The sequence below is a fragment of the Flavobacterium sp. genome, from assembly GCF_030146175.1.
In the GTDB taxonomy this organism is placed as follows: Bacteria; Bacteroidota; Bacteroidia; order Flavobacteriales; family Flavobacteriaceae; genus Flavobacterium.
Window position 1 is genome coordinate 1 of record NZ_JASLCE010000109.1, and the last position, 22,008, is coordinate 22,008.

The following is a 22,008-nucleotide window of genomic DNA, read 5'->3' on the forward strand; positions in this document are numbered from 1 at the left end:
TTCTCTTTTCTCTTTTCTCTTTTCTCTTTTCTCTTTTCTCTTTTCTCTTTTCTCTTTTCTCTTTCAAATTTAATCATAAAACATAAAAAAACCTGTCAGGTTTTAAAGACCTGACAGGTTTAGCTGTATTCCTATATTTTCAGTATCGCTTATTTTACCGGTGTTCCGTCCTGAATTTCTTCAGTAGCTTGTTTGATCAAAAGAATATCCGGTGTGATCGCCCCGAAAACTTCGATTTTATCTTCCAGGATGCGTCCTTTCTGAACCGGTAATCGGCTTGTTTTATGGTCTTTTACCGATACCACAAACGTTCCTTCACTTGAAGTAACCACTGCCGATTTCGGTACGACATAGGTACTGTCTTTTGCGGTTAATGGTAATTGTACTTCGGCAACCATACCCGGTAACAATTTGTTTCCGGTATTGATCACATCCATTTCAACCCGTTCCGAACGAAGTCGGCTATCCAATGCACCCGACATACGGGCAATGGTAGCCGAAAAATCCTGTCCCGGTAACGATTTTACCGTAAATTTTAAGGCTGCTCCGTTTTTCAGATAACCCGAATATTGCTCCGGAACATATACCGAAAGACGTAGCTTATTTTGTTGCTGAATGGTCATCAACGGTTGTTCCGAACCTTTTCCGGCCGGTCCAACATAGGCGCCGTGATTTACGTTACGCGTGGCCACAACACCGTCGAACGGAGCGCGGATTTGTAAATACCCCAATAAGGTCTGAATTTCACTATACGACGCTTTTGCCGCCTGATATTGTGCAAAATCGGAATTTTTACGCGCTTCGGCTACTTCCAGATCGTTACGGGAAACGGTTCCTTCTACCTTACTGGTTTCAAAAAGACGGTTGTAAGTACTTTTACTCGCCGTATACACCGCTTCCTGTGATTTTAAACGGGATTGCGCCGCGGCTAACTGTGCGCTCAATTCCGGCGCTTCCAGTACCAGTAACAACTGACCTTTTTTAACCTCCGTTCCGATATCCGCTTTTAATTCTTTTACATAACTGCTCACTTTCGCATAAATGTCGACCTGTTGGAAACCGGTGATTTCGGCTGGCATACGCAATTCGGTTGACAGTATTTCTTTTTTCGGTACAAAAGTCTCCAATACCGGTGCCGCAGCTTCCGTTACCGGGTTCTCACTTTCCTTTGCTTTGGTCTGGCAACCTACCACTAAGGCTGCCGATCCTAAAAATGCAATTGCTTGTATTACTTTATTTCTCATCTGTTTGTTCTAATGCCGCTATATAATGTTTACTTTCTTTATCTTCCGGATCCAGAGATACCGATTGTGTTCCGGTTTTACCCATTACCCAGGCAAAAATAACCGGTAGGACGACCAATACTGTAAAAGTAGAAAATAAAAGTCCTCCAATTACTGCTCGTCCCAATGGGGAAACCTGTTCGCCGCTTTCGCCGTGTCCGATTGCCATTGGCAACATTCCGGCAATCATCGCGATACTGGTCATGATAATAGGACGTAATCGCAACGAAGCCGCTTCACGTGCCGAAACCAACGCATCGTTATTGTGTTTCCGCAATTGTTCCGCATTGGTGATCAATAACACGGCGTTGGCAATCGAAACCCCTACCGACATAATGATTCCCATATACGATTGCAGGTTTAAAGTCGATCCGGTTGCCAGTAATAACAACAACGATCCTAAAACTACCGCCGGAACAGCTGTTAAAATAACCAGTGAAATACGGAACGACTGGAAGTTTGCCGATAACATTAGGAAGATCACGATTACCGCTACCAATAAGCCCGATTCCAAACTACCCATCGTTTCACTTAACACTTTCCCCAAACCGATCTGTTCGATAAACAAACCTCGTGGTAATTCACCCAACGACGTTATCGCTTGTTGTACGTCTTTCGAAGCCGATCCCAAATCTGTATGATCAATATTTGCGGTGATCGAAATATACGGCATCGCACCCAGGTTATCATTTTCACCATAGGTAAACGACGGTGTAATCGTAGCCACATCGCTCAACACCGGACGGGCTGTATTTTTTAACAACGGAATCTCCCCTATTTGCTTGATATCGGTCATTTTGTCCAAAGGCACCTGAACCTGTACGTTATACGACAATCCGGCCTTTTCATCGATCCAGGTATTCTTTTCGGTATAACGGGACGAAGAAGTCGAAGCAATCAGCGATCGGGAAATCTCACTCATATCCACCCCCAATTGCGCGGCACGAACCCGGTCGATATTGATATCCAATGCCGGATATTTGATGGGTTGTGCCAGTTGAATATCTCTAAAATACGGCTTCTGACGCAATTCGGCCATCAGTTTATTAGCGTATTCCTCATTCTTCTTTTTGTTTTTACCGGCAATACGCACTTCAATTGGCGTTGGCGATCCCTGACTCAAAACTTTATCGGTCAATTCGATCGGTTCGAACGAAACGCTAACATCCGGTAATACTTTTTTCAAACGCTGACGGAATTCGTCTTTAAAATCATCCATATCGCGATGGTATTCCTTTAAAGCCACCTGAAATACCGCTTCGTGCGGACCGGCCATAAAAAGATAGATGGGCGATACTGAGAACAACGACGGGTGTTGCCCGACATAAACCGATGAAATCGAAACGTGTTCTTTTCCTACCAGTTTTTCCAGTTCGGCTAAGGCCACTTTGGCTTTTTCTTCCGTTCGCTCCAAACGCGTTCCGTCCGGTGCTTTTAATCGCATCTGAAACTGACTGGAGTTTACCTTCGGAAATACATCCTGTCCGATTACATTTAGCAATAAAACAGCCAATGCCGTTACACCAACCAGATATAGGATCGTGATTGGTTTTTTATATACAAACAAACGGTTGATCAACCTCATAAAACGATTGCGGAAGCGTTCAAACGGACTGATTTTTCCATCACCGTTAAAATCTTTTCGTTCCACCAGTATCTTTTTCTGATCCATCGTATCTCTTTCCGATTCCGGCGTTAAGCCTGAAGCCAGAAAAACCGCTTCGTCATCCGAAATATCCGCTGAATGTGGCACTTTCGCATGGTCTTTCATTAACCAGTTGGCCATGATCGGCACAAATGTCTGCGATAACAGGAACGATATGATCATCGAAAATCCAATTGACAATGCCAACGGAAGGAATAATGACCCCGGAATACCTTTCATTGTAAAAGCCGGCGCAAATACCGCCAGAATACACAATAAGATCAATAATTTCGGTAGTGCAATTTCCTTACAGGCATCCCATATCGCGAGTGCCTTGGGTTTGCCCATATCGAGATGCTGGTGGATGTTTTCGATCGTAACCGTACTCTCATCAACCAAAATACCGATAGCCAATGCCAATCCGCTCAACGACATCAGGTTGATCGTTTGTCCGAATAATTTCAAAAACAAAACCCCGGAAATAATCGAAATCGGAATGGTAAGAATTACAATTAACGCCGCCCGACGGTCGCCCAGGAATAACAATACCATCAATCCGGTTAATACCGCTCCGATGATTCCTTCGGTAATCAAACTTTTAACGGAGTTGATCACATAAACCGACTGGTCAAATTCGTAGGATAACTTTACATCTTCCGGTAGCGTACTCTGGATTTTAGGCAACTCGGCTTTTAACTTTTGCACCACATCCCAGGTCGAAGCATCACCAGCCTTAGCAATACTCACATATACCGAACGTTTTCCATTAACCAAAGCATAACCGGCCGTAATATCGGCTCCGTCTTTTACAGTCGCTACATCGCCCAAATAAAGGTTTTGTACGCCGCCTTTAAACAACGGAATCTTTTCAAAATCTTTAATTTCTTTAATCGTATTATTCGTCGGCGTGATATAGTTTTTATCGCCCACGCGAACGTTTCCCGACGGTGCGGTCTGATTATTAAGTCGGATCGCTTCTACAATCTGATCGGGTGTCAGGTTATGCGAACGCAATAAATCCGGATCGACATTAACTTCAACGGTTCTTGGGCTACCTCCAAACGGCGGTGGCGACAATAGTCCGGGAATCGACGTAAACGAAGCCCGTACGTAAACGTTGGCCAAATCCTGCAACTCGTTATTCGAACGGGTCGCACTACTCAATACCAATTGCCCGACCGGTAAGGACGAAGCGTCAAAACGGATGATAAACGGCGGTTGCGATCCCGGTGGGAAAGCTGCTTGAATCCGGTTGGAAAGCGCACTTAATTCGGCCGCAGCCTGTGCCATATTCGTATCTTCATAATACGAAATTTTCATTAAGGTAAGCCCTTGTATATTCTTTGTTTCTATTGATTTAACGCCATTCGCAAACAACATGATGTTGACGTAGTTTTTGGCAAAATAGGATTCCATCTGGTTGGGCGTATATCCTCCGAACGGGTGCGCCAGATAAATCACCGGCAGGTTCATTTTTGGAAGAATATCGACCTTGATGCTTTTAACAGCACCGATTCCAAAGATGATCAATCCCATTACCAAGACGATAATCGAAATCGGTTTACGAAGTGCAAAACGTATTAAATTCATCTTTTACGGGTTATAATTCATTAATAAATAAGTTGAAATCACCGGTTGCTGCTGCTTTTAACAACAACGATTGCCATACGTTTACATGAACAATATCACGGTCGGTTTCCGCTCGGTTTAGCGTATATAGGGTTTGGGTAACATCTACCAGATTCGTCAGTCCGTTTTTGTAGAGTGTCATTTTCTGCAAATACGCCTGAGCCGCTGCTTTTACCTGTTTAGGCGCTTCTTTATCGCTTTCATAGGCCAGTTGTATTTTAACATCGGCTGCATCCGACTGTGCTTTAAACTGCTGTTCCATCACCTTATATTCGTCTTCCAAAGCTTCGGAAGTAAATTTCTGCGCGCTGACTTTTTTAGCGGTACGCGCCAAGGTCGTCAGATTCCAGCTTACACCCACTCCAAAAAGGTAATTCTGACGGGTCGGATCTACACCATCCCAATAGTTATGGGTAAACGAAGATTGATCAACCGCATAATCCGAATTGAATCCCGATGCACGGGTTTGGTATACCCCAAACAAACTAAATGTCGGGTAATATTCTTTCCGAAATAAGCGTAATTGTTGGGCGCCATATTCCATCCGACTCTTATAAAACTGCAGTACCGGATTGGATTCAACACCTAAAGTTTCACTTTTACCAATCACATTTGGTGACTTGATTACCAAAGTAGTATCCACTTTAATATCAGAAATTTCTATCCCCATTAAAGTGATCAGTTTGTTATTCTGTTCCTTCACCTGGTCTTTCACCTGATTCAGTGCGATACGTGCGCGCGACACTTCCGCAGAAGCCAATGTAGAATCGACTCCCGGCAACAATCCGTTTTTAACTCGCGCGGCAGCCAGTTTTAAAAACACCTCTGCCCGTTCCAGATTTTTCTTTTGGGAGATCTCCAATCGCTGACTCGCCAACAGGTTTAGGTAAGCCGCAGAAATGCGTATTTTATGTTGAAATTGTTCCTGTTCGGAATCTTTTTGCAAACGATCGGCATCTGCTTTAGACAAAGCGATCTTTTGTCGGATACGACCGAAACTATAAAAATCCCAGTTCATGTTCACCAGATACAAGGCGCCGAAAGCAGCGTTCCAGTTTTGTTCCGGCAAGGGTAATCCCGACGAAGCGACTCCCAGACCTCCAAAACCATACAGCGGACCATTTTGTCCGTTTACGGTTCCGTAGTCCTGTTGCGCGGCCAGTGTCAGGTTGGGCAAATAATCCCTTTTGTTTTGTTTGACGGTTTCCTGTCCCGCCAAAGCATACTTTTCTTTGGCTTTAAGTGTGCCGTAGTTAGCCATCCCTTGATCAATGGCATCTTTCAGGGTGAGCGACTGGGAGAACGCTCCTGAAAAACACATTAAAAGCGACAGCAATGGCAATTTTCGTACTATCATTATTGTGGTAAGGTTTTTTAACAACGCGAAGCTACGACACATTCCGCAGCAGCGCCTATGAAAAATGATTAATTCGCTATAAAAAATGACCAATTCAATTGATCATTTAACTTCCCGGTTTATTCGTTTTTTTATACTTATTTTGTACGCTATATATCTGAAATGAGTATGAGGAAGATCTTAGAGAACAAGTGGCTACAGGAATTCGCAATTCTTGTCTTTTCCTTTGTTCTTTTCACATTAAACGACTGGATTTTAATTTTAAGCTGGAAAGGCTTTTGGATGGGTATCGTATATTTTTTACTCCTATACGGTCATGCCCAGATCAACCGCTTTTTTCTACTGCCCATTCTACTGAAAAAACACCAACCACTAACCTATATTTTATTTTCAATAATCTTAATAATACTATTTTCAGTAATATTACATGAAGTATCCATTGAAGTTATTTATAAGAATTGTTTCCTGTATAAAACCTCCATGCAAAAGACCTATCACTTCCAATTGGGAACGTTGGTCGGTACCTTAATTTGCATTTTGGGAAGTATCCAGTTAATCGAACATTACCGCGATCAGAAGAAAAAAACAAACAAAGAATTACTCTACAACCAGATCCAGTTAAATGCGCTAAAAGGACAATTAAATCCGCATTTTCTGTTTAATACGTTTAATACACTCTACGGCATTAGTCTGCAATATCCGGAACGGACTTCCGATATGATCATGCGGGTTTCCCAGCTATTGCGCTACCAGGTTGAAAATTCACAAAAAGAATACGTCTCCCTTGAAGATGAAATCGACTTTATTTCCAGCTATATCGAACTGGAAAAAGAACGCGTGGGTTACCGTTGTGAAATCGAGTTCGATTATAAAACCGATGTCGATTCCAACTATATGATCGCACCGATGTTGTTGATTCCTTTTGTGGAAAACACCTTTAAACACGGCACCTGTGCGATCGAAAATTGCTTTGTAAAGATCAATCTTTCGGTAAATAATGGTAAATTACGTCTGGAAACGTTAAATTCGATTCCGGATAAAAAACGGAAAATCGTTTCCACCAAAATCGGATTAAGCAATGCAACGGAACGATTGCGCATACTTTATCCGAAAAAACACAACCTGGAAATACAACAGGAAGCCAAACAATACCGTGTGTTACTCGAAATGGATTTATTATGATGATCACTCCAAAAAAATGTATTATTGTCGACGATGAACCGGCCGCGCATTATGTCCTGACCAACTATATCCGGCAAAACCCGCAACTGGAACTCGCTGCACAATGCTATAACGGTATTGAAGCCTTGCATTATTTACGGGAAAACTCCGTAGATCTGATGTTTTTGGATATCGACATGCCGGAAATCACCGGACTGGAGTTATTACAAACCCTGAAAAACCCACCAAAAACCATATTAACAACCGCCTATTCGGAATTTGCACTCGAAAGCTACGAATACGGTGTGATCGACTATTTGTTAAAACCCATCTACTTTCCGCGTTTTCTAAAGTCAATCGAACGCTATCTTTCGCTACAATTTATTGAAAAAGAAACCGTAACTCCGATTGCGCTAAACGTAAAAGTAAACGGTAAAAATATCGACATCCGACTGGATGATATTCTATATGTCCAGAGTTACGGGAACTACGTTAAGATTTTTACCAAGACCAAAACCTTTGTAACCGCGATGACTACGAATCAATTGGTACAGGAATTACCATCGGACAAGTTTATGCGGGTACACAAATCGTATATTATTGCGATTCATAAAATCGATGTTCATGAAAAGGAACATATTGTGATCAACGAAGAGAAAATTCCATTAGGGATTACCTTCCGCCGCGAACTTAACGAACGCTTACGTCCCTTATCGTAATTCTTTCCTCTTTCCTCTTTCCTCTTTCCTCTTTCCTCTTTTTTCTCCTAAAAACAGGTGTTTGTACGTATACCCTGTTATTTTTCTTTCACTATTTTTGATACAGATCGATTTCCCACTATAAATCTTCTGTTTTTTTCAATTGTAACTTCATAACAACCAAACTGTTATAGGAGGTAGCTCTTTATACCTGTAAAGGAAACAAAAACAATCGCAACAAACATTTTTAAACTGTAACCAACAAACAACTCACATGGAAAAAACACTCAAGTCCGACATCCCGTCTAACCACGAGAGCTCTCTTAACTTTGAAAATCGGTTTACCGAAGTGTGGAAACACTGTCAAAGAGGATTGGTATATCCGTCGCCCTTTGCCATTTATACAACTTTTTGGTTCCAAAAACGAGGTAATTGGCAAGCCAACAAACAACCAGACGGCAAAAAGCTGGTGGAGTATAAAACACAGTTCGCTGAAGTAATGGCAGAGATCCGATCGAAAATTAACACTCACGAAGATCTGAAAGACCGCAACACTTCTGTTATTTTAGGGGTTTCATTTGAAAACTGGGCGAAAATCTGTGACGAAGAAGGCATACCGCATCCTAAAGGAATGACGTTACAATTCCCGGAAAACAACAATCCATATACATCGAAAGTATTTCGGGCTTCAAACGGTGCTTTTATTGATTCTCACGGCGATCTTTGGTTCCACATTAAGAGTGACAGCAAAAAAGCTTGTGAAATTGTGAATTCCTTATTAATAAAGGCTTTAGACAGTATTACAGAAGAGCATTATTCACAGGAAGCCGCTTCCAAATCGAACGAAGCCGACGGTCATCGCGGTAAAGTATTAGGCTCTCGTTTCTCCGAAAACCTCAACAATCCTTCCGATCCTATCTCTATCGCCAAACATACGTTAATCGGTTGCGACGATATGGCGCATTTTGGAGGATCTTTTGTATTGGCACAACGCTTCCTGATCAACTGGAATCAGATCAATATGATGACCGAAGATCAGATTGAAGATCTTATTGGTCGTAAAACAAACGATACGATTATTCCCGATCGCGATTCGCGTTCGCATATCAAATCGGCCAGAATTCAGGATGCGAATGGAAATACCACACCGGTATTGCGCCTCGGACTTCCGTTTGGAAGGGCAAAAAATCTGCAACACGGTAATTCCGGCTTCCGTTCACCGAAGTCAATTACGTTATCGGACGAGGAAGGAATCTATTTCGCTGGGTTTAGTAAAGAAATAGGAATTCTGGAAAATATCATGAGTAACCAGATCGGACCCGACAGTGGTTTTATGAACGACCGTTTGTTTAATCACCTGCGATCGGATCTGGGTGGTGTTTTCTATATTCCAAGTATCCAGGATCTGGGATTAGATGATGATAATGTAGCTAAAAAATACCGAAATGACTTCTCTTTTGCTACAGAGAAAGACTGGTCACGTTTCCCGGGTGTCGACTGGACACGTCTGGATCGTCATTACCAAAATGCTTCTAAAAACGGACTGATGTATTACAACCATCAGAATTACCTGTTTACCATGTCTACCCGAATCGGGCTACCGGAAGAACGGGAACGCTACTTTTCAATACCGACAAATCGTATTTTAAGCCTTCTGGAGAACATTTTCTCTCTTTGGCAGGACAACTGGTACTTTAACCGGAAACAGGAAGAAATCAAAGAAGATATTCGTTTTTATATTGATCGCTACAACGGAAGCGATAAACCGGCCAATATTATGGACGAATCCATTATGATTCGTAAAGGTTGGGCGATCCGTCTGAGTTTGCAATTATTCAGCTCGGCCGACTACGGTTTTAGAGGGCGTAAGATCCGTCTTAAAGACGGTACGCTGGTTCCCTATTCTTCGTTCCGTGAAAGAGAAGGCGAAATTGTATACGGCTCGGATACATTCCGCATTTCTCCGGAAGAAATTATCGTAGGTGCCATGCCGAATTTATCTTTAGGCGAAGGACGTTATGTGATGCGCTATCTATCGGATTCCGAACGTCTGGATGGCTTTCTAGCCAACCTGAGTGAGGCTTCCGGTGTGGGACACGTTATTCCGAATTATGAAAAAGCGCTGAAAAAAGGTTTAAAAACCATGATGGATGAGATTCTGGAATATGAAAAAAACACCACGGATACCGATAAAAAAGAATTATACCGTTCGGCCTATCTTTCCTTACAGGGAATCTCCGAATACTGTTTGAATTATGCCGAACTGGCACGTCAAACCGCTGCAAAAATGAGCGATGGCCAGGCCTGGGAAAAACAAAACCTGGAATCGATTGCCTATCGCATGACTAAATTGGCTACCCAAAAACCGGACTCGCTAATTGAAGCGGTGCAATTTATCTTTACACTACATACTTGTTTACACCTCAATGGCGAACCAACCGCTATTGGTCGTATGGATCAGCTTTTACAGCCTTACTACGACAGTAGCAATGAGTTCGAAAAAGCAGAAGCGCAGGAAGTTATCGATGCGTTCTATATTAAACTGGACGAGAAGATACAGCAAAACCGTATTTTTATGGAAGACCATCAGCCGTTTGGAAATCTGGCTATGGGTGGTGCTTCCGGGCCGTATCCGCAAGGGGCTTCTCTGGGACAATGGATCCAGCAAATTACCGTTGGTGGTACCAAAGTCAATGGTAATCCTGTTTTTGAAGAAACAGAACCGGCTTATAACCATATGACGCGTTTGTTTATACACGCTTCCGGACGATTACCGCTTAATGCACCTTGTTTATCGTTACGAACCCGTAAAGATATGCCAAGAGAAATCCTGGAAGATGCTGCTCATGCGCTGCTTTCCGGTGGGGCGCATCCGATTCTTTTAAATGACGAAAAAATAATTAAAGGACTTCATCACAGCGGTGATGGCGTTGGTGGAAAACTGGGAACCGAAACCAAAAAATGGAACTCGAATGTAACCGTGGAATCGGCTCAGAATTATGCCTGCGATGGCTGTTACGAACCGCAATTCCCGGGTGAAAACTGGTTCTCACTGGGCGGATTTTCTACCTTACAACCGTTGGAATGCGCACTGAACCAGGGACGTACGTATTCATCGGCCGGAGAATCCTATTTATTTGGTCAGGTAGTTTCGTTAAATTCCAAACCGGCAGATCAAATCAAATCGTTTAAGGAACTGGTCGACATTTACTTCCAACATTTCGAATGGCTCAACCGTAAAGCTTTTAACGGTCAATTAATGGGATATGGCGCGAATACCAAATTCTGTCCATCTCCTATTCTTAACGTTCTGATGGATGACTGTCTTGCCAGAGGACTTGATTTTTATAGCGGCGGAACCAAATACAATATTTACGGGCCTTGTTATATATCGTTAAGTGCTGCGATTAATTCGCTATATGCAATTAAAACAATGGTTTTTGACGATAAAAATGCGGTTACTACATTACCGGAATTACTGGAATGTCTGTGCTGCGACTGGGGGCATAAAATGACCGAACCGTTTATTAGTGATCTGGCCGGAGAATCGCGTATCGCTTCGCGCTCCGATCGATTTAAACGTCTGAGAGAAATCGCCCTGGCACAACCGCGCTACGGACGAGGGGATGCCGATATTGATGCTTTTGGAAATGAGATTGTAGAGGGTATTGCCCGTCGATCGATCGCAACTTTTACCGAACCTTGGCCGCAATTGTATGAAACCATGAAAAATATGGCCACCCGATATGGAACGGAAGAGTTTCCTTTCGGACTTCAAATTCAGCCGGGTGTCGGAACTTTCGAAAACCACGTGGAAATGGGAGCCTGGAATGGCGCCAGTGCAGACGGTCGTCGTTTGGGAACTACGGTAGCCTCCGATCTTAGTTCAATGCCAAGTCCTGCCGATTTACCAATCGAACATCAATATGCCGGGTTCGAAGAATCGCTGGCTGGTTTTGATGGTATCGGTGCCGAGTTGATGTGCGATGGTGCACCAACCGATTATAATATCGACGAAGACTTCCCAGCTGAAAAACTGATTCAGGTGATGCAACAATTTGCCAACGGACAATCGTCAAACATTTTGACCATTACCGTTGCTAATCCAGATACCTTTGCCGATGCAGTAGGCTCGCCGGAACAATACGACCTGCTTCGCGTGCGTACCGGAGGTTGGACAAACTTCTTTACTTCGGTGTTCCCTACTATTCAGGATCAGCACCGTCGCCGACCGGTTTCGACACCTGTAGAGGTTCAAAAAGAGAAAAAAATGGCAAGGGGCTGCCCTTTCCATCAACAAATAGAAGAAGTAGAACAAGACGAATAACGTTCTATATTAAAATTTGGGAAAAACACCTCGGAAAATTCCGGGGTGTTTTGTTTTAAAGCTGTTTATCGTCTGCAGAAATCTATTATTTTTGTAGTACAATTACCTTAGTATGACCCAATACGACCTTTTACGCCAGCATATCGCTTCCATTTGTCCGCTTTCGGATAGCGAATGGGACTATGTAGCCCAACATTTTACATTTCGAAAACTGCGCAAACACCAGTTTCTGGTTCAAAAAGGCGAAATGGTTCCCTGCGAATTCTGGATCATTAAAGGCCTGGTCAAAACCTATGCGATCGATTGCGACGGAAAAGAACATATCCTGCAGTTCGCCATGGAAGAATACTGGACCAGCGATTTTCACGCCTTTCAAAATCAGGTTCCCGCCTGTATGTATATGGATTGTATCGAAGATTCGGAATTTTTCTGTCTGAAACTGGAAGACCGGGAAAAAATCTGTCATGAGATTCCGGCGATGGCGAATTTTTTCAGAATCAAAGCCAATTATGGTTATATCGCGCTGCAACAACGTATTATGTCATTACTAACGGAAACCGCAGAGGAACGGTATAATAACCTGATCAAAAAATTACCCCGACTCATCCAGCGCGTTCCTAAAAAACTACTGGCTTCCTATTTGGGCGTAACCCGCGAAACCCTTAGCCGACTCAAAAGCTAAACGGTGTGATCTACCTCACAAAAAAACGGTGACCTAACTCCTCGCCTGGCGTTTCCCCTATTCGGACATTTGTACTGTTCCTTATGACACTACAAATATGACCGTTCAAAGTTGTTTTACCCGATGTTTTTACAAGTTACTGTGTACTAATTATTATTAGTTCCGATCGTTTTATGCCCGGTTTAAAACCGGATGTATAGGATCAAACATAATAGTAATAAATCACCTGTTACCCGTTTGCGGTAACCCAAACTTATGAAAACAATTCAAAACAATACCGCTGCTATCACAGCACCTTCGAAATCTAAAAAACTTCCGGCCGCATTATGGGCCTTAACCATCAGTGCCTTTGGGATTGGTACTACCGAATTTGTAATCGTCGGTCTCTTACCCACTGTTGCCAACGATTTAAAAACCTCCATTTCCTCCGCCGGTCTGCTTGTAAGCCTCTATGCTTTGGGGGTAGCCGTAGGAGCGCCTATATTAACGGCTTTAACCAGTCGTATCGATCGCAAAAAATTATTGTTAGGCGTTATGGTACTTTTTATTATTGGTAACGGATTGGCTTCCATTGCGCCTTCTTTTATCACATTAGTCCTCGCCCGAATCCTAACCGGATTTGCGCATGGTGTTTTCTTTTCGATCGGAGCGACTATAGCCGCCAGCCTGGTTTCCGAAGACAAACGCGCCAGTGCGATTGCAATTATGTTTGCCGGATTAACCGTAGCCATCGTTACCGGCGTTCCCTTAGGAACGTATATCGGACAACATTTCGGATGGCGTGCAACCTTTATCGGTGTGGCGGCCTTGGGAATCATCGGGCTTATCGCCAGTAGTCTTTTAATTCCGGATACCCTACAAAAAAGCAAACCCTTACAATTAAAAGATCAGTTAAAGGTGCTTAAAAACCCATCGATACTATTGGTGTTAGCGATTACTGCTTTGGGCTATGGCGGCACTTTTGTAAGCTTTACCTATATGGCACCGCTATTGGAAAGCATTTCCGGTTTTTCGGCCGATGCAACCAGCTTATTACTATTGATCTATGGAATTGCCATTGCCTTAGGAAATGTAATCGGCGGAAAAGTAGCCAATCAAAAACCGATTAAAGCACTGATGATCATGTTTGTTCTACAAGCCTTGGTATTACTGGTTTTATCTTTTACTGTCTTTAATCAGATAGCTGCCGTAATCACCTTGTTTGCGATGGGCATTCTGGCCTTTTCGAATGTTCCCGGCTTACAACTTTACGTGGTGCAAATGGCCGAAAAATACCTGCCGGGAACCGAAGATGTCGCTTCAGCACTGAATATTGCGGCTTTTAATGTCGGAATCGCTATCGGTGCCTTTATCGGCGGGCATGTAGTCGAATCGTCATTAGGCATTCAATCCACGCCCTGGGTTGGGGCGGTATTGGTTGCCATCGGATTTTTAGTAACACTTATCAGTTATAAACGCGAAAAAAACAATTGATCATGGAAACGATTTGTACGATTCACATTCCCGGAAAAATGACCATCGGATTGGAATTTCCACTCGATAACGACTGGTCCCTGGAAGGCGAGAAAAAACGCAACCTTTCCGGACGTCCGTTTGGTATTCCGGATATCAGTCGGCATACGGAATACATTCAATTGGCAGATCAACTCGGTTATTCCGCTCTTTGGATGCGCGAAGTTCCGGTGTACGATCCCGGTTTTGGTGATGGCGCCCAACTTTTTGATACGATAGCTTATCTGGGTTATATCGCCGGAATCACCAAATCCATTACCCTTGGAACCGCTGCTATCGTCTTACCGCTACACGATCCGTTACAACTGGCTAAAGCGGTTGCATCTATCGAAAATTTATCCGGAAGTCGGTTTCTGTTTGGTGTCGGTCTTGGCGATCGTCCGGTGGAATTTCCATTGTTCGGATATGATTTTGAAACCCGGGCCGAACGTTTCCGCCACAACCATGCTATAATCGAAGAAGCCTGGAAAACGCAAAGCGAACTCAGCCAGTATTATGAAAATCTGAATAACACTATTCAGGTATTTCCAAAACCGGAAAATCCGATTCCATGGATCATTGCCGGACGTGCGCAACAAAGTATGGACTGGATTGCCCAAAATATGCAGGGTTGGTTTAATTATCCGCGTCCGTTAGCCGAAACCGCAAACCAGATTATCGACTGGCGGAATGTGCTTTACGACAACAATCAGGCTTCTAAACCCTATATCACGGCTTTCCACCTCAACCTTTTGTCCGATGACGATGCCCCATTCCGTCCTCATCGTTTTGGAGGAGCGGTAGGAATCAATGGGTTGTTACCGTTGCTCAAATCCTACGAAGAAATTGGTGTGAATCATATGGCCTTGCATCTTCGAAAATCGGAAACACCAGTCAAAGAAGCAATCGAACGTATTGCCACAACTATTTTACCTCATTTTAATTATAAAGAACACGATTATGCTATTTAAAAAACATATCCTCGGAAATATCGAATTACAAAACCGTATTGTAATGCCGCCAATGACTCGCTCCCGTGCTGCCAAAGGCGAAGTGGCCACTCCACTTATGGCCGAATATTACGAACAGCGAAGTTCCGCCGGACTTATCATTTCCGAAGGAACTCAGATTAGTCAACAAGGACAGGGATACGCCTGGACACCCGGAATTTATACTCCGGAGCAAATTGCCGGATGGAAACTGACTACCGATGCCGTACATCGCAAAAACGGGATTATTTTCGCCCAGTTATGGCACGTTGGACGGGTGTCCCATACTGCTTTACAAAAAAATAATGATGCTCCGGTTTCGTCCAGTGAACTGGTAGCCGATGGCGTAAAAGTGTTTGTCGATCTCGAAAATCGCGGTCCGGAAAATGGCGTGGGCGAAATGGTACAACACTCCAAACCAAGAGCACTTACCCAAAACGAAATTCAGGAAATTGTATCCGATTATGCCAAAGCGGCTCAAAATGCAATGGCAGCCGGATTTGACGGTATCGAACTCCATGCGGCCAATGGCTATCTGATCAACCAATTTATCGACTCACAGGCTAACAACCGAACCGATATTTATGGCGGTTCTCTTGAAAACCGACTGCGATTTCTAAAAGAGGTTGTTCAGGCAATTTCGGATGCAATCGGTAATGAAAAAGTTGGCGTTCGACTGGCACCATTAACAACGCTTCAGGGTACCATTGACGATAATCCCGTGGAAACCTATACCGAAGCCATCAAACTTTTAGATCGTCTGAAAGTAGCCTATGTTCATATAGCCGAAGCCGATTGGGAGGATGCGCCGGTGATGGAACGTTCGTTTAAAGACAGTATCCGGGCCAATTTTTCCGGAACCCTGATTTATTCCGGGAAATATACCAAAACCCGAGCCGAAGAAGCCTTACAGGAAGGCTGGACGGATCTGATTGGTTTTGGCAGACCATTTATTGCCAACCCGGATCTTCCCTACCGATTGGAAAACAATTTACCGCTTAACGAACCGAAACGCGATTTCTTTTTTGGAGGCGGTGTTATCGGTTATACCGACTATCCTTTTTATCCAATAACAACAAATACACTTAAATAACAATTATACAATATGAGAACATTAGGTAATTCTTCTCTCGAAGTATCCCCTATCACCCTGGGTGCTTTTGCAATTGGGGGTACGATGTGGGGCGGAAATGAAAAAAAAGACTCCATTGCAGCCATACAGGCTTCGATTGATAATGGTGTGACCAGTATCGACACCGCTCCGTTTTATGGTTTTGGTCTGAGTGAAACCATGATTGGTGAAGCCATTAAAGGTCGCGATCGCAGTAAAATTCAGATACTGACAAAATTCGGTCTGGTTTGGGACGGAAGCAATCAAGGAAAAGGAGAATTCTTCTTTGAAGCCGATGGTCAATCCATTTATAAATACGCATCAAAAGCCAATGTAATCAAAGAAGTGGAAGAAAGTCTGCAACGTTTAGGAACAGATTATATCGACTTACTGCAATTGCACTGGCCGGACAGTACTACGCCGATATCCGAAACCATGGAAGCTATGGAAATACTGATCCAACAAGGAAAAATCAAAGCTGCAGGCGTTTCCAATTATAGCGTTTCCCAACTGGAAGAAGCGCAAAAAAGCGTACCTTTAGCTTCCAACCAGGTGGCCTATAGTATGCTAAACCGTACTATTGAAAAGGACTTGGTACCTTACAGTATTGATCAAAATATTGGTATCATTGCATATAGCCCGATGGAACGCGGTTTACTGACCGGAAAATACTTTACAGGTGGAAAACTAACAGAAGACGATCATCGTAACGGATATTTCAGTCAGTATGATCTGAAAAAAGTGCAACAATTTTTACAGAACATTCAACCTATTGCCGATGCCAAAAATAGTACACTGGCACAATTGGTATTACGCTGGACGGTACAGCAACCGGGAATTACCGCAGTACTTGCCGGTGCGCGGAATGCCGAACAAGCCATTTCGAATGCTCAGGCACTGCATTTTGAATTAAACCCCGAAGAACTAACTTTTATTACAAACCAACTTCATACTTTATAAATCATCATGAAAAAAATCTTAACGATAGTAGCCGGTCTAACGCTGCTTTTTAGCGGTATAAATGCTGTAGCGCAAACGAAAAAAACAGGAACTATGAAAAAGAAGATCTTATTTGTGGTAACCAGCCATGATCAAAAAGGCAACACCGGACAACCAACCGGGTATTTCCTTAGCGAAGTCTCACATCCGTGGGAAGTATTACACAACGCCGGCTATGAAATCGATTTTGTAAGCCCAAAAGGCGGAAAAGCTCCGGTAGATGGATTTGATTTAAAAGATCCGATCAATAAAAAATTCTGGGATGACAAAGTGTACCATGCAAAAGTGGAAAACACGATGAAACCTTCAGAAGTTAATCCTAAAGACTATATAGCGATTCACTATGCAGGTGGTCACGGTGCGATGTGGGATTTACCCGAAAATAAAGAAATTGCCGCTATTGCAACCAAAATCTATGAAAATAACGGAATCGTCAGTGCCGTTTGTCACGGGCCGGCAGGTTTGCTTAACATCAAACTGAGCAACGGGAACTATTTAATCGACGGTAAAAAAGTAAATGGCTTTACCAATGAAGAAGAAATTGCTGTTGGATTGGAAAAAGTAGTACCTTTTATGTTAGAAGATCAATTAAAAGCGCGTGGTGCGAAGTATGAAAAAACGGGTAACTGGCAATCGCATGTTGTAGCGGATCAACGTTTGGTTACCGGCCAAAATCCGGCCTCTGCGGAAGCTATCGGAAAAACGGTTTTAGCCGAATTGAAAAAATTATAATCGGATTACTCTATATTAAACCTGACAGGTTTTCGAAACCTGTCAGGTTTTGTGCTTCAAAAAATTCTTTCCTTTTTAATACATTTGTGACAGTATACAAAACAAAGCTTTATGAGTGATACACTCCATTTACGAACGGTTCAGGTGACCCGCTATATAACCCCTTTGCGGGAAGGCGGCTCGCTTCCAGCCCTTGCTGAGGCCGACGATGATTTTAAATATGTACTCAAATTCAAAGGTGCCGGTCATGGTAGTAAAGCCTTAATAGCAGAACTTATAGGTGGTGAAATCGCACGTGCTTTAGGACTTCGGGTTCCGGAAATCGTTTTCGCTAATCTAGATGAAGCTTTTGGCCGTACCGAAGCCGACGAGGAAATACAGGATCTCTTACAAGGAAGTCAGGGATTAAATCTGGCCCTACACTTCCTGTCGGGCGCCATTACATTTGACCCCGTTGTTACTGATGTTGATCCGTTATTAGCCTCACAAATAGTCTGGTTGGACGCCTTTATAACCAATGTAGACCGGACTTTTCGAAATACCAATATGCTAATCTGGCATAAAGAGTTATGGCTGATTGATCACGGCGCTTCTTTTTATTTCCATCATTCCTGGAACAATTGGGAAAACCATGCTAAAAGTCCTTTTGCATTGATCAAAGATCATGTTTTATTACCCAAAGCAACAGAACTGGAGCAGGTTGACTCGGTATTTAAAGCGATTTTAACGGAAGAAAAGATCCGTGAAATCGTAAATACAATCCCGGATGAATGGTTATTATGGGACGATAATCGCGATGCTCCGGAAGAGCTGAAAGAAGTTTATATACAGTTTTTACTGATGCGAAAAAACAATTCCGAAATTTTTATAAAAGAAGCGCAAAATGCAAGACAAACACTTATATGAATATGCAGTGATCCGCGTTTTGCCTAAGGTTGAGCGCGAAGAATTTTTGAATGTCGGCATTATTCTTTTTTCTAAAAGTGCCAAATACATCAATGTTCGTTTTTCCATTAACGAACAAAGGCTCCTTATGCTTTCAGACGAACTGGATATCGAACAGTTACAACAGAATCTGGAGTCGTTTCAAAAAATTGCACTTGGCGACAAAAATGGCGGACCAATAGCCCAACTTGATATCCCTTCCCGTTTTCGCTGGCTTACGGCAGTGAGGAGTTCTGTCATACAAACATCCCGTCCCCATCCCGGTTTTTGCGGCAATCTGGACGGTACTATTGATCGGCTTTTTACCGAACTGGTTTTATAATATTAATGAGAAACACTATTGGAGTACAGATTGATAATCAGTACTCCAATAATTATAAAAAGGATTCCGATTATAGCCGGGAAATCGAGGGATTGATTATAAACCAAATAACCAATCACAGAAATCAATACTATTCCCAAGCCCGACCAAATGGCATAGGCAATTCCTATTGGCATTGATTTAAGTGTCAACGACAAAAAATAAAAGGCCGTGGCATAACCAACAATTGCTATTACACTAGGCCACAATCGGGTAAACTGCTCAGACGATTTTAAAGCACTGGTCGCTATCACCTCAAAAAAAATAGCTATTATCAAAAACAGGTATTTCATCTTCCTTTCTTTAAGTTCTTAAAGATACGTTTTTAATATGATTTGTATTTTACAATTATCCAAAATGGGTATATCCTTCTAATAAAGCATCATTATAATACTCAAAGACACTTAAAACTTCAATTGCAAAAAACTAAGTATTTATGCGTATGTGAGAATGATGAAAAAGTTACTGTTATTTCTTTCTTTTGTTTGTGTAATACGCTAGCGTTTAGTTATGATGTTTTTGGTTTTGTAGTATTTTTTCAACATCAGAATAAGTCCTTGATTTCATTTAATTTATTTCAGTATTTTTTATTTTAAGGACTAAACAAAAGTGTGTTATGTGAGTTTGTAAGACAGTCAGTTCGCTGACTGTCTTTTCAAACCGCATTAATTTTTTATCTTTTACTATTCCTTTTATAAACCGAACAGTTTTTAATTTTCTATTCCATTATGTTACTATTATAAGCCTAAGCTAAGCTGTTCGGTTTTAAAAAGAAAGGTAATCTGAAAATTTCACCTTGACTGTATTATAATAACACCTTTGGCGCGTTTTTATCGTTTTATCATATCATCGTTAAAATTCTTACATATAATCTCAAATCATACCTCAATGAAAACAAAAAACATCACAAAACATTATTTTTGTAACCTTTTTTTATATTTTAAATCAAATAATGTAAAGTAAACAGATAAAATTCACTCCTTTTTAGTAAACATTCGTATCTTTACCAAGCCCCATTTCTTTTTAAAATCTGTCTAAATAATTTTTTAATTATGCCAATTTTAATAAGAACAACATCTAACAACAAGGACTTTAAAGATCTTGTTGCTTTACTGGATCATGAATTAAAAATTAAGGATGGACAAGAACATTCTTTTTTTGAGCAGTTTAACCAAATTGATAAAATTAAACATGTAGTTTTAGCATACAAAGAAGATAAAGCGGTTGGTTGTGGCGCTTTAAGACAATTTTCGGATGACATAACAGAGATCAAAAGAATGTATGTACATCCTGATTTTCGCGGCCGTGGAATCGCTAGAGAAATATTAAAAGAGTTGGAAAGATGGGCTACAGAATTGTTTTTTTCGGAGTGTATTTTAGAAACCGGAAAAGAACATACTGAAGCCGTTCGTCTTTATGAAAAATCGGGGTATCATTTGATTCCTAATTTTGGACAATATGAAGGTATTGCGAGTAGTCTTTGTATGCGAAAGATTATCTTGTAGTACTTCTGATATATAGTAACCATAAAAAAAAGAAGTCTGAAACTTCTTTTTTTAGTGTTATGCTGCGGTTTAAATTGTTTTATGAATCCTGTGTATCGGGATCACTACGCCTTGCTTTAAAATGATACGTTCATCCGTAACGCCCCATATAGTAGTTTCAACAACTTTTTTAGAAACACTATCTTCAAAATAAATTTTAATTTTTCCATGTTCTAAATTTCCCAACGCTAAAGCGCGATTCAGATCTTCTATTCTTCTTTTAATAGCCAATCCATCTTCTTCCAATACATCATTTTCAGGAAAGTTTAGTGTTTCTATCTCTTCTTTGCTAACTATTTCAAAATTTGCATCCATAAGTTCTTTTTTCATTTAATTAAATACTCACATATATTAACTAAATTAAAAAAAATTCCCTTAAAGATTTCATAAAACAGTATTAAAAAAGCCACAATTTCTTGTGACTTTTTATACATTGCTGATTTATATTATTTTATATAAGTCTTATTACCGTTGTCGTTGATATAATACTTACCACCTCTTGGTCCGGTATATACTTTTTTCCCATTATATGTCCCTGTTACCTTATCTTCCGACGCTACTTTTGCTGTTTTAACCGCAGTTACTTTTTTCGCTTCTGTCGCATTCGTCTTTTTAACATTCGCTTTAACATCCGCGGTTGCTTTGGTCGCTTTTTCTTTTACCGCTTTAGCATCATCTTTGACGGTCTTTTTAGCATCCGCAGTTACTTTTTTCTCTTTTACGGCCTTCGTATCGTCTTTGACTTCTTTTTTTATTGCTGTTTTAGCATCGTCTGCTTTCTTTTTGGTTTTAGCCGTTTCGGTATCGGCTTTTTTAGATGCTTTTTTTACAGCTGCTTCCTGAGCAAAAACGGTTAATGAAAAGACCATTAACAAACTAAAATAAATTGCTTTTTTCATATTTATAATTTTAGATTATTATTCTTTTTTTATTTAAAAAAGTAAGTATTTATTATAAAATTACAAACAAAAAGACATATAACTAACAACCTATTTGATTTTTTTTATTAGAATTTCATTAAAAAAGCCGCATCAGTTGATGCGGCTTTTTTAAG

At 41.5% G+C, this 22,008-nt stretch carries 18 protein-coding genes; 12 read left to right on the forward strand and 6 right to left on the reverse strand.

The window, feature by feature from the left end:
• Positions 1-149 precede the first annotated feature (149 nt).
• From Q1R07_RS12475 to Q1R07_RS12485, 3 genes are read right to left on the reverse strand one after another with little or no spacing between them, the layout of a single operon-like run.
• Complete coding sequence (locus tag Q1R07_RS12475; protein WP_300490722.1) at positions 150-1,244, reverse strand: efflux RND transporter periplasmic adaptor subunit; 1,095 nt, start codon at positions 1,242-1,244, stop codon at positions 150-152.
• On the reverse strand, positions 1,234-4,518 hold the full coding sequence (locus Q1R07_RS12480; protein WP_300490724.1) for an efflux RND transporter permease subunit: 3,285 nt from the start codon (positions 4,516-4,518) through the stop codon (positions 1,234-1,236). The genes Q1R07_RS12475 and Q1R07_RS12480 overlap by 11 nt, the downstream gene beginning before the upstream one ends.
• A 10-nt stretch (positions 4,519-4,528) precedes the next feature.
• Positions 4,529-5,914 (reverse strand): TolC family protein, encoded by a 1,386-nt coding sequence (locus Q1R07_RS12485; RefSeq protein ID WP_300490726.1) that lies wholly within the window; start codon positions 5,912-5,914, stop codon positions 4,529-4,531.
• Between the two features lie 480 nt (positions 5,915-6,394).
• On the opposite strand from Q1R07_RS12485, the gene Q1R07_RS12490 reads away from it, so the two are divergent.
• The 11 genes from Q1R07_RS12490 to Q1R07_RS12540 all read left to right on the forward strand — a co-directional run bounded on the left by Q1R07_RS12490 (position 6,395) and on the right by Q1R07_RS12540 (position 19,371).
• Complete coding sequence (locus Q1R07_RS12490) at positions 6,395-7,096, forward strand: histidine kinase (RefSeq protein ID WP_300490729.1); 702 nt, start codon at positions 6,395-6,397, stop codon at positions 7,094-7,096.
• Positions 7,093-7,794, forward strand: a complete 702-nt coding sequence (locus Q1R07_RS12495) for a LytTR family DNA-binding domain-containing protein (protein ID WP_366526340.1) — start codon at positions 7,093-7,095, stop codon at positions 7,792-7,794. Before Q1R07_RS12490 ends, Q1R07_RS12495 begins: the two co-directional genes overlap by 4 nt.
• Before the next feature lie 253 nt (positions 7,795-8,047).
• The gene (locus tag Q1R07_RS12500) at positions 8,048-12,100 is read left to right on the forward strand and encodes a Dyp-type peroxidase (protein WP_300490732.1); all 4,053 of its coding nucleotides are present in this window, start codon (positions 8,048-8,050) and stop codon (positions 12,098-12,100) included.
• A 112-nt stretch (positions 12,101-12,212) separates the two neighbouring features.
• Positions 12,213-12,782 (forward strand): Crp/Fnr family transcriptional regulator, encoded by a 570-nt coding sequence (locus Q1R07_RS12505; protein WP_300490735.1) that lies wholly within the window; start codon positions 12,213-12,215, stop codon positions 12,780-12,782.
• Positions 12,783-13,037: 255 nt separating this feature from the next.
• Positions 13,038-14,255, forward strand: coding sequence for an MFS transporter (locus tag Q1R07_RS12510; RefSeq protein WP_300490738.1), 1,218 nt, complete (start codon positions 13,038-13,040; stop codon positions 14,253-14,255).
• Between the two features lie 2 nt (positions 14,256-14,257).
• A complete protein-coding gene (locus Q1R07_RS12515) occupies positions 14,258-15,244 on the forward strand; it encodes a TIGR03571 family LLM class oxidoreductase (protein WP_300490741.1) in 987 nt (328 codons plus the stop codon).
• On the forward strand, positions 15,234-16,355 hold the full coding sequence (locus Q1R07_RS12520) for an alkene reductase (protein ID WP_300490744.1): 1,122 nt from the start codon (positions 15,234-15,236) through the stop codon (positions 16,353-16,355). The genes Q1R07_RS12515 and Q1R07_RS12520 overlap by 11 nt, the downstream gene beginning before the upstream one ends.
• 12 nt (positions 16,356-16,367) lie before the next feature.
• Positions 16,368-17,333, forward strand: coding sequence for an aldo/keto reductase (locus Q1R07_RS12525; protein WP_300490746.1), 966 nt, complete (start codon positions 16,368-16,370; stop codon positions 17,331-17,333).
• Positions 17,334-17,339: 6 nt separating this feature from the next.
• Complete coding sequence (locus Q1R07_RS12530; RefSeq protein ID WP_300490748.1) at positions 17,340-18,104, forward strand: type 1 glutamine amidotransferase domain-containing protein; 765 nt, start codon at positions 17,340-17,342, stop codon at positions 18,102-18,104.
• A 111-nt stretch (positions 18,105-18,215) separates the two neighbouring features.
• Entirely contained in the window at positions 18,216-19,010 is a 795-nt protein-coding gene (locus Q1R07_RS12535) for a HipA family kinase (RefSeq protein ID WP_300490750.1), read from the forward strand.
• On the forward strand, positions 18,988-19,371 hold the full coding sequence (locus tag Q1R07_RS12540; protein ID WP_300490753.1) for a DUF3037 domain-containing protein: 384 nt from the start codon (positions 18,988-18,990) through the stop codon (positions 19,369-19,371). The genes Q1R07_RS12535 and Q1R07_RS12540 overlap by 23 nt, the downstream gene beginning before the upstream one ends.
• Positions 19,372-19,373: 2 nt before the next feature.
• On the opposite strand, the gene Q1R07_RS12545 is transcribed toward Q1R07_RS12540, so the two are convergent.
• Entirely contained in the window at positions 19,374-19,703 is a 330-nt protein-coding gene (locus Q1R07_RS12545) for an SMR family transporter (protein ID WP_300490756.1), read from the reverse strand.
• Positions 19,704-20,462: 759 nt separating this feature from the next.
• Here Q1R07_RS12545 and Q1R07_RS12550 point away from each other — a divergent pair.
• A complete protein-coding gene (locus tag Q1R07_RS12550; RefSeq protein WP_300490758.1) occupies positions 20,463-20,915 on the forward strand; it encodes a GNAT family N-acetyltransferase in 453 nt (150 codons plus the stop codon).
• 69 nt (positions 20,916-20,984) lie between these two features.
• On the opposite strand, the gene Q1R07_RS12555 is transcribed toward Q1R07_RS12550, so the two are convergent.
• Positions 20,985-21,284 (reverse strand): hypothetical protein, encoded by a 300-nt coding sequence (locus tag Q1R07_RS12555; protein ID WP_300490761.1) that lies wholly within the window; start codon positions 21,282-21,284, stop codon positions 20,985-20,987.
• A 116-nt stretch (positions 21,285-21,400) separates the two neighbouring features.
• The gene (locus tag Q1R07_RS12560) at positions 21,401-21,853 is read right to left on the reverse strand and encodes a hypothetical protein (protein WP_300490764.1); all 453 of its coding nucleotides are present in this window, start codon (positions 21,851-21,853) and stop codon (positions 21,401-21,403) included.
• Positions 21,854-22,008 lie beyond the last annotated feature (155 nt).

What these genes read in the sequence shown, in the direction of transcription:
- Q1R07_RS12510 (WP_300490738.1), top strand. Translation starts at nt 13,038, where the DNA reads ATGAAAACAATTCAAAACAATACCGCTGCTATCACAGCACCTTCGAAA.
- Q1R07_RS12495 (WP_366526340.1), top strand. Translation starts at nt 7,093, where the DNA reads ATGATGATCACTCCAAAAAAATGTATTATTGTCGACGATGAACCGGCC.
- Q1R07_RS12555 (WP_300490761.1), bottom strand. Translation starts at nt 21,284, where the DNA reads ATGAAAAAAGAACTTATGGATGCAAATTTTGAAATAGTTAGCAAAGAA.
- Q1R07_RS12560 (WP_300490764.1), bottom strand. Translation starts at nt 21,853, where the DNA reads ATGAAAAAAGCAATTTATTTTAGTTTGTTAATGGTCTTTTCATTAACC.
- Q1R07_RS12480 (WP_300490724.1), bottom strand. Translation starts at nt 4,518, where the DNA reads ATGAATTTAATACGTTTTGCACTTCGTAAACCGATTTCGATTATCGTC.
- Q1R07_RS12520 (WP_300490744.1), top strand. Translation starts at nt 15,234, where the DNA reads ATGCTATTTAAAAAACATATCCTCGGAAATATCGAATTACAAAACCGT.
- Q1R07_RS12545 (WP_300490756.1), bottom strand. Translation starts at nt 19,703, where the DNA reads ATGAAATACCTGTTTTTGATAATAGCTATTTTTTTTGAGGTGATAGCG.
- Q1R07_RS12490 (WP_300490729.1), top strand. Translation starts at nt 6,395, where the DNA reads ATGCAAAAGACCTATCACTTCCAATTGGGAACGTTGGTCGGTACCTTA.
- Q1R07_RS12485 (WP_300490726.1), bottom strand. Translation starts at nt 5,914, where the DNA reads ATGATAGTACGAAAATTGCCATTGCTGTCGCTTTTAATGTGTTTTTCA.
- Q1R07_RS12530 (WP_300490748.1), top strand. Translation starts at nt 17,340, where the DNA reads ATGAAAAAAATCTTAACGATAGTAGCCGGTCTAACGCTGCTTTTTAGC.
- Q1R07_RS12500 (WP_300490732.1), top strand. Translation starts at nt 8,048, where the DNA reads ATGGAAAAAACACTCAAGTCCGACATCCCGTCTAACCACGAGAGCTCT.
- Q1R07_RS12535 (WP_300490750.1), top strand. Translation starts at nt 18,216, where the DNA reads ATGAGTGATACACTCCATTTACGAACGGTTCAGGTGACCCGCTATATA.
- Q1R07_RS12505 (WP_300490735.1), top strand. Translation starts at nt 12,213, where the DNA reads ATGACCCAATACGACCTTTTACGCCAGCATATCGCTTCCATTTGTCCG.
- Q1R07_RS12540 (WP_300490753.1), top strand. Translation starts at nt 18,988, where the DNA reads ATGCAAGACAAACACTTATATGAATATGCAGTGATCCGCGTTTTGCCT.
- Q1R07_RS12475 (WP_300490722.1), bottom strand. Translation starts at nt 1,244, where the DNA reads ATGAGAAATAAAGTAATACAAGCAATTGCATTTTTAGGATCGGCAGCC.
- Q1R07_RS12525 (WP_300490746.1), top strand. Translation starts at nt 16,368, where the DNA reads ATGAGAACATTAGGTAATTCTTCTCTCGAAGTATCCCCTATCACCCTG.
- Q1R07_RS12550 (WP_300490758.1), top strand. Translation starts at nt 20,463, where the DNA reads ATGCCAATTTTAATAAGAACAACATCTAACAACAAGGACTTTAAAGAT.
- Q1R07_RS12515 (WP_300490741.1), top strand. Translation starts at nt 14,258, where the DNA reads ATGGAAACGATTTGTACGATTCACATTCCCGGAAAAATGACCATCGGA.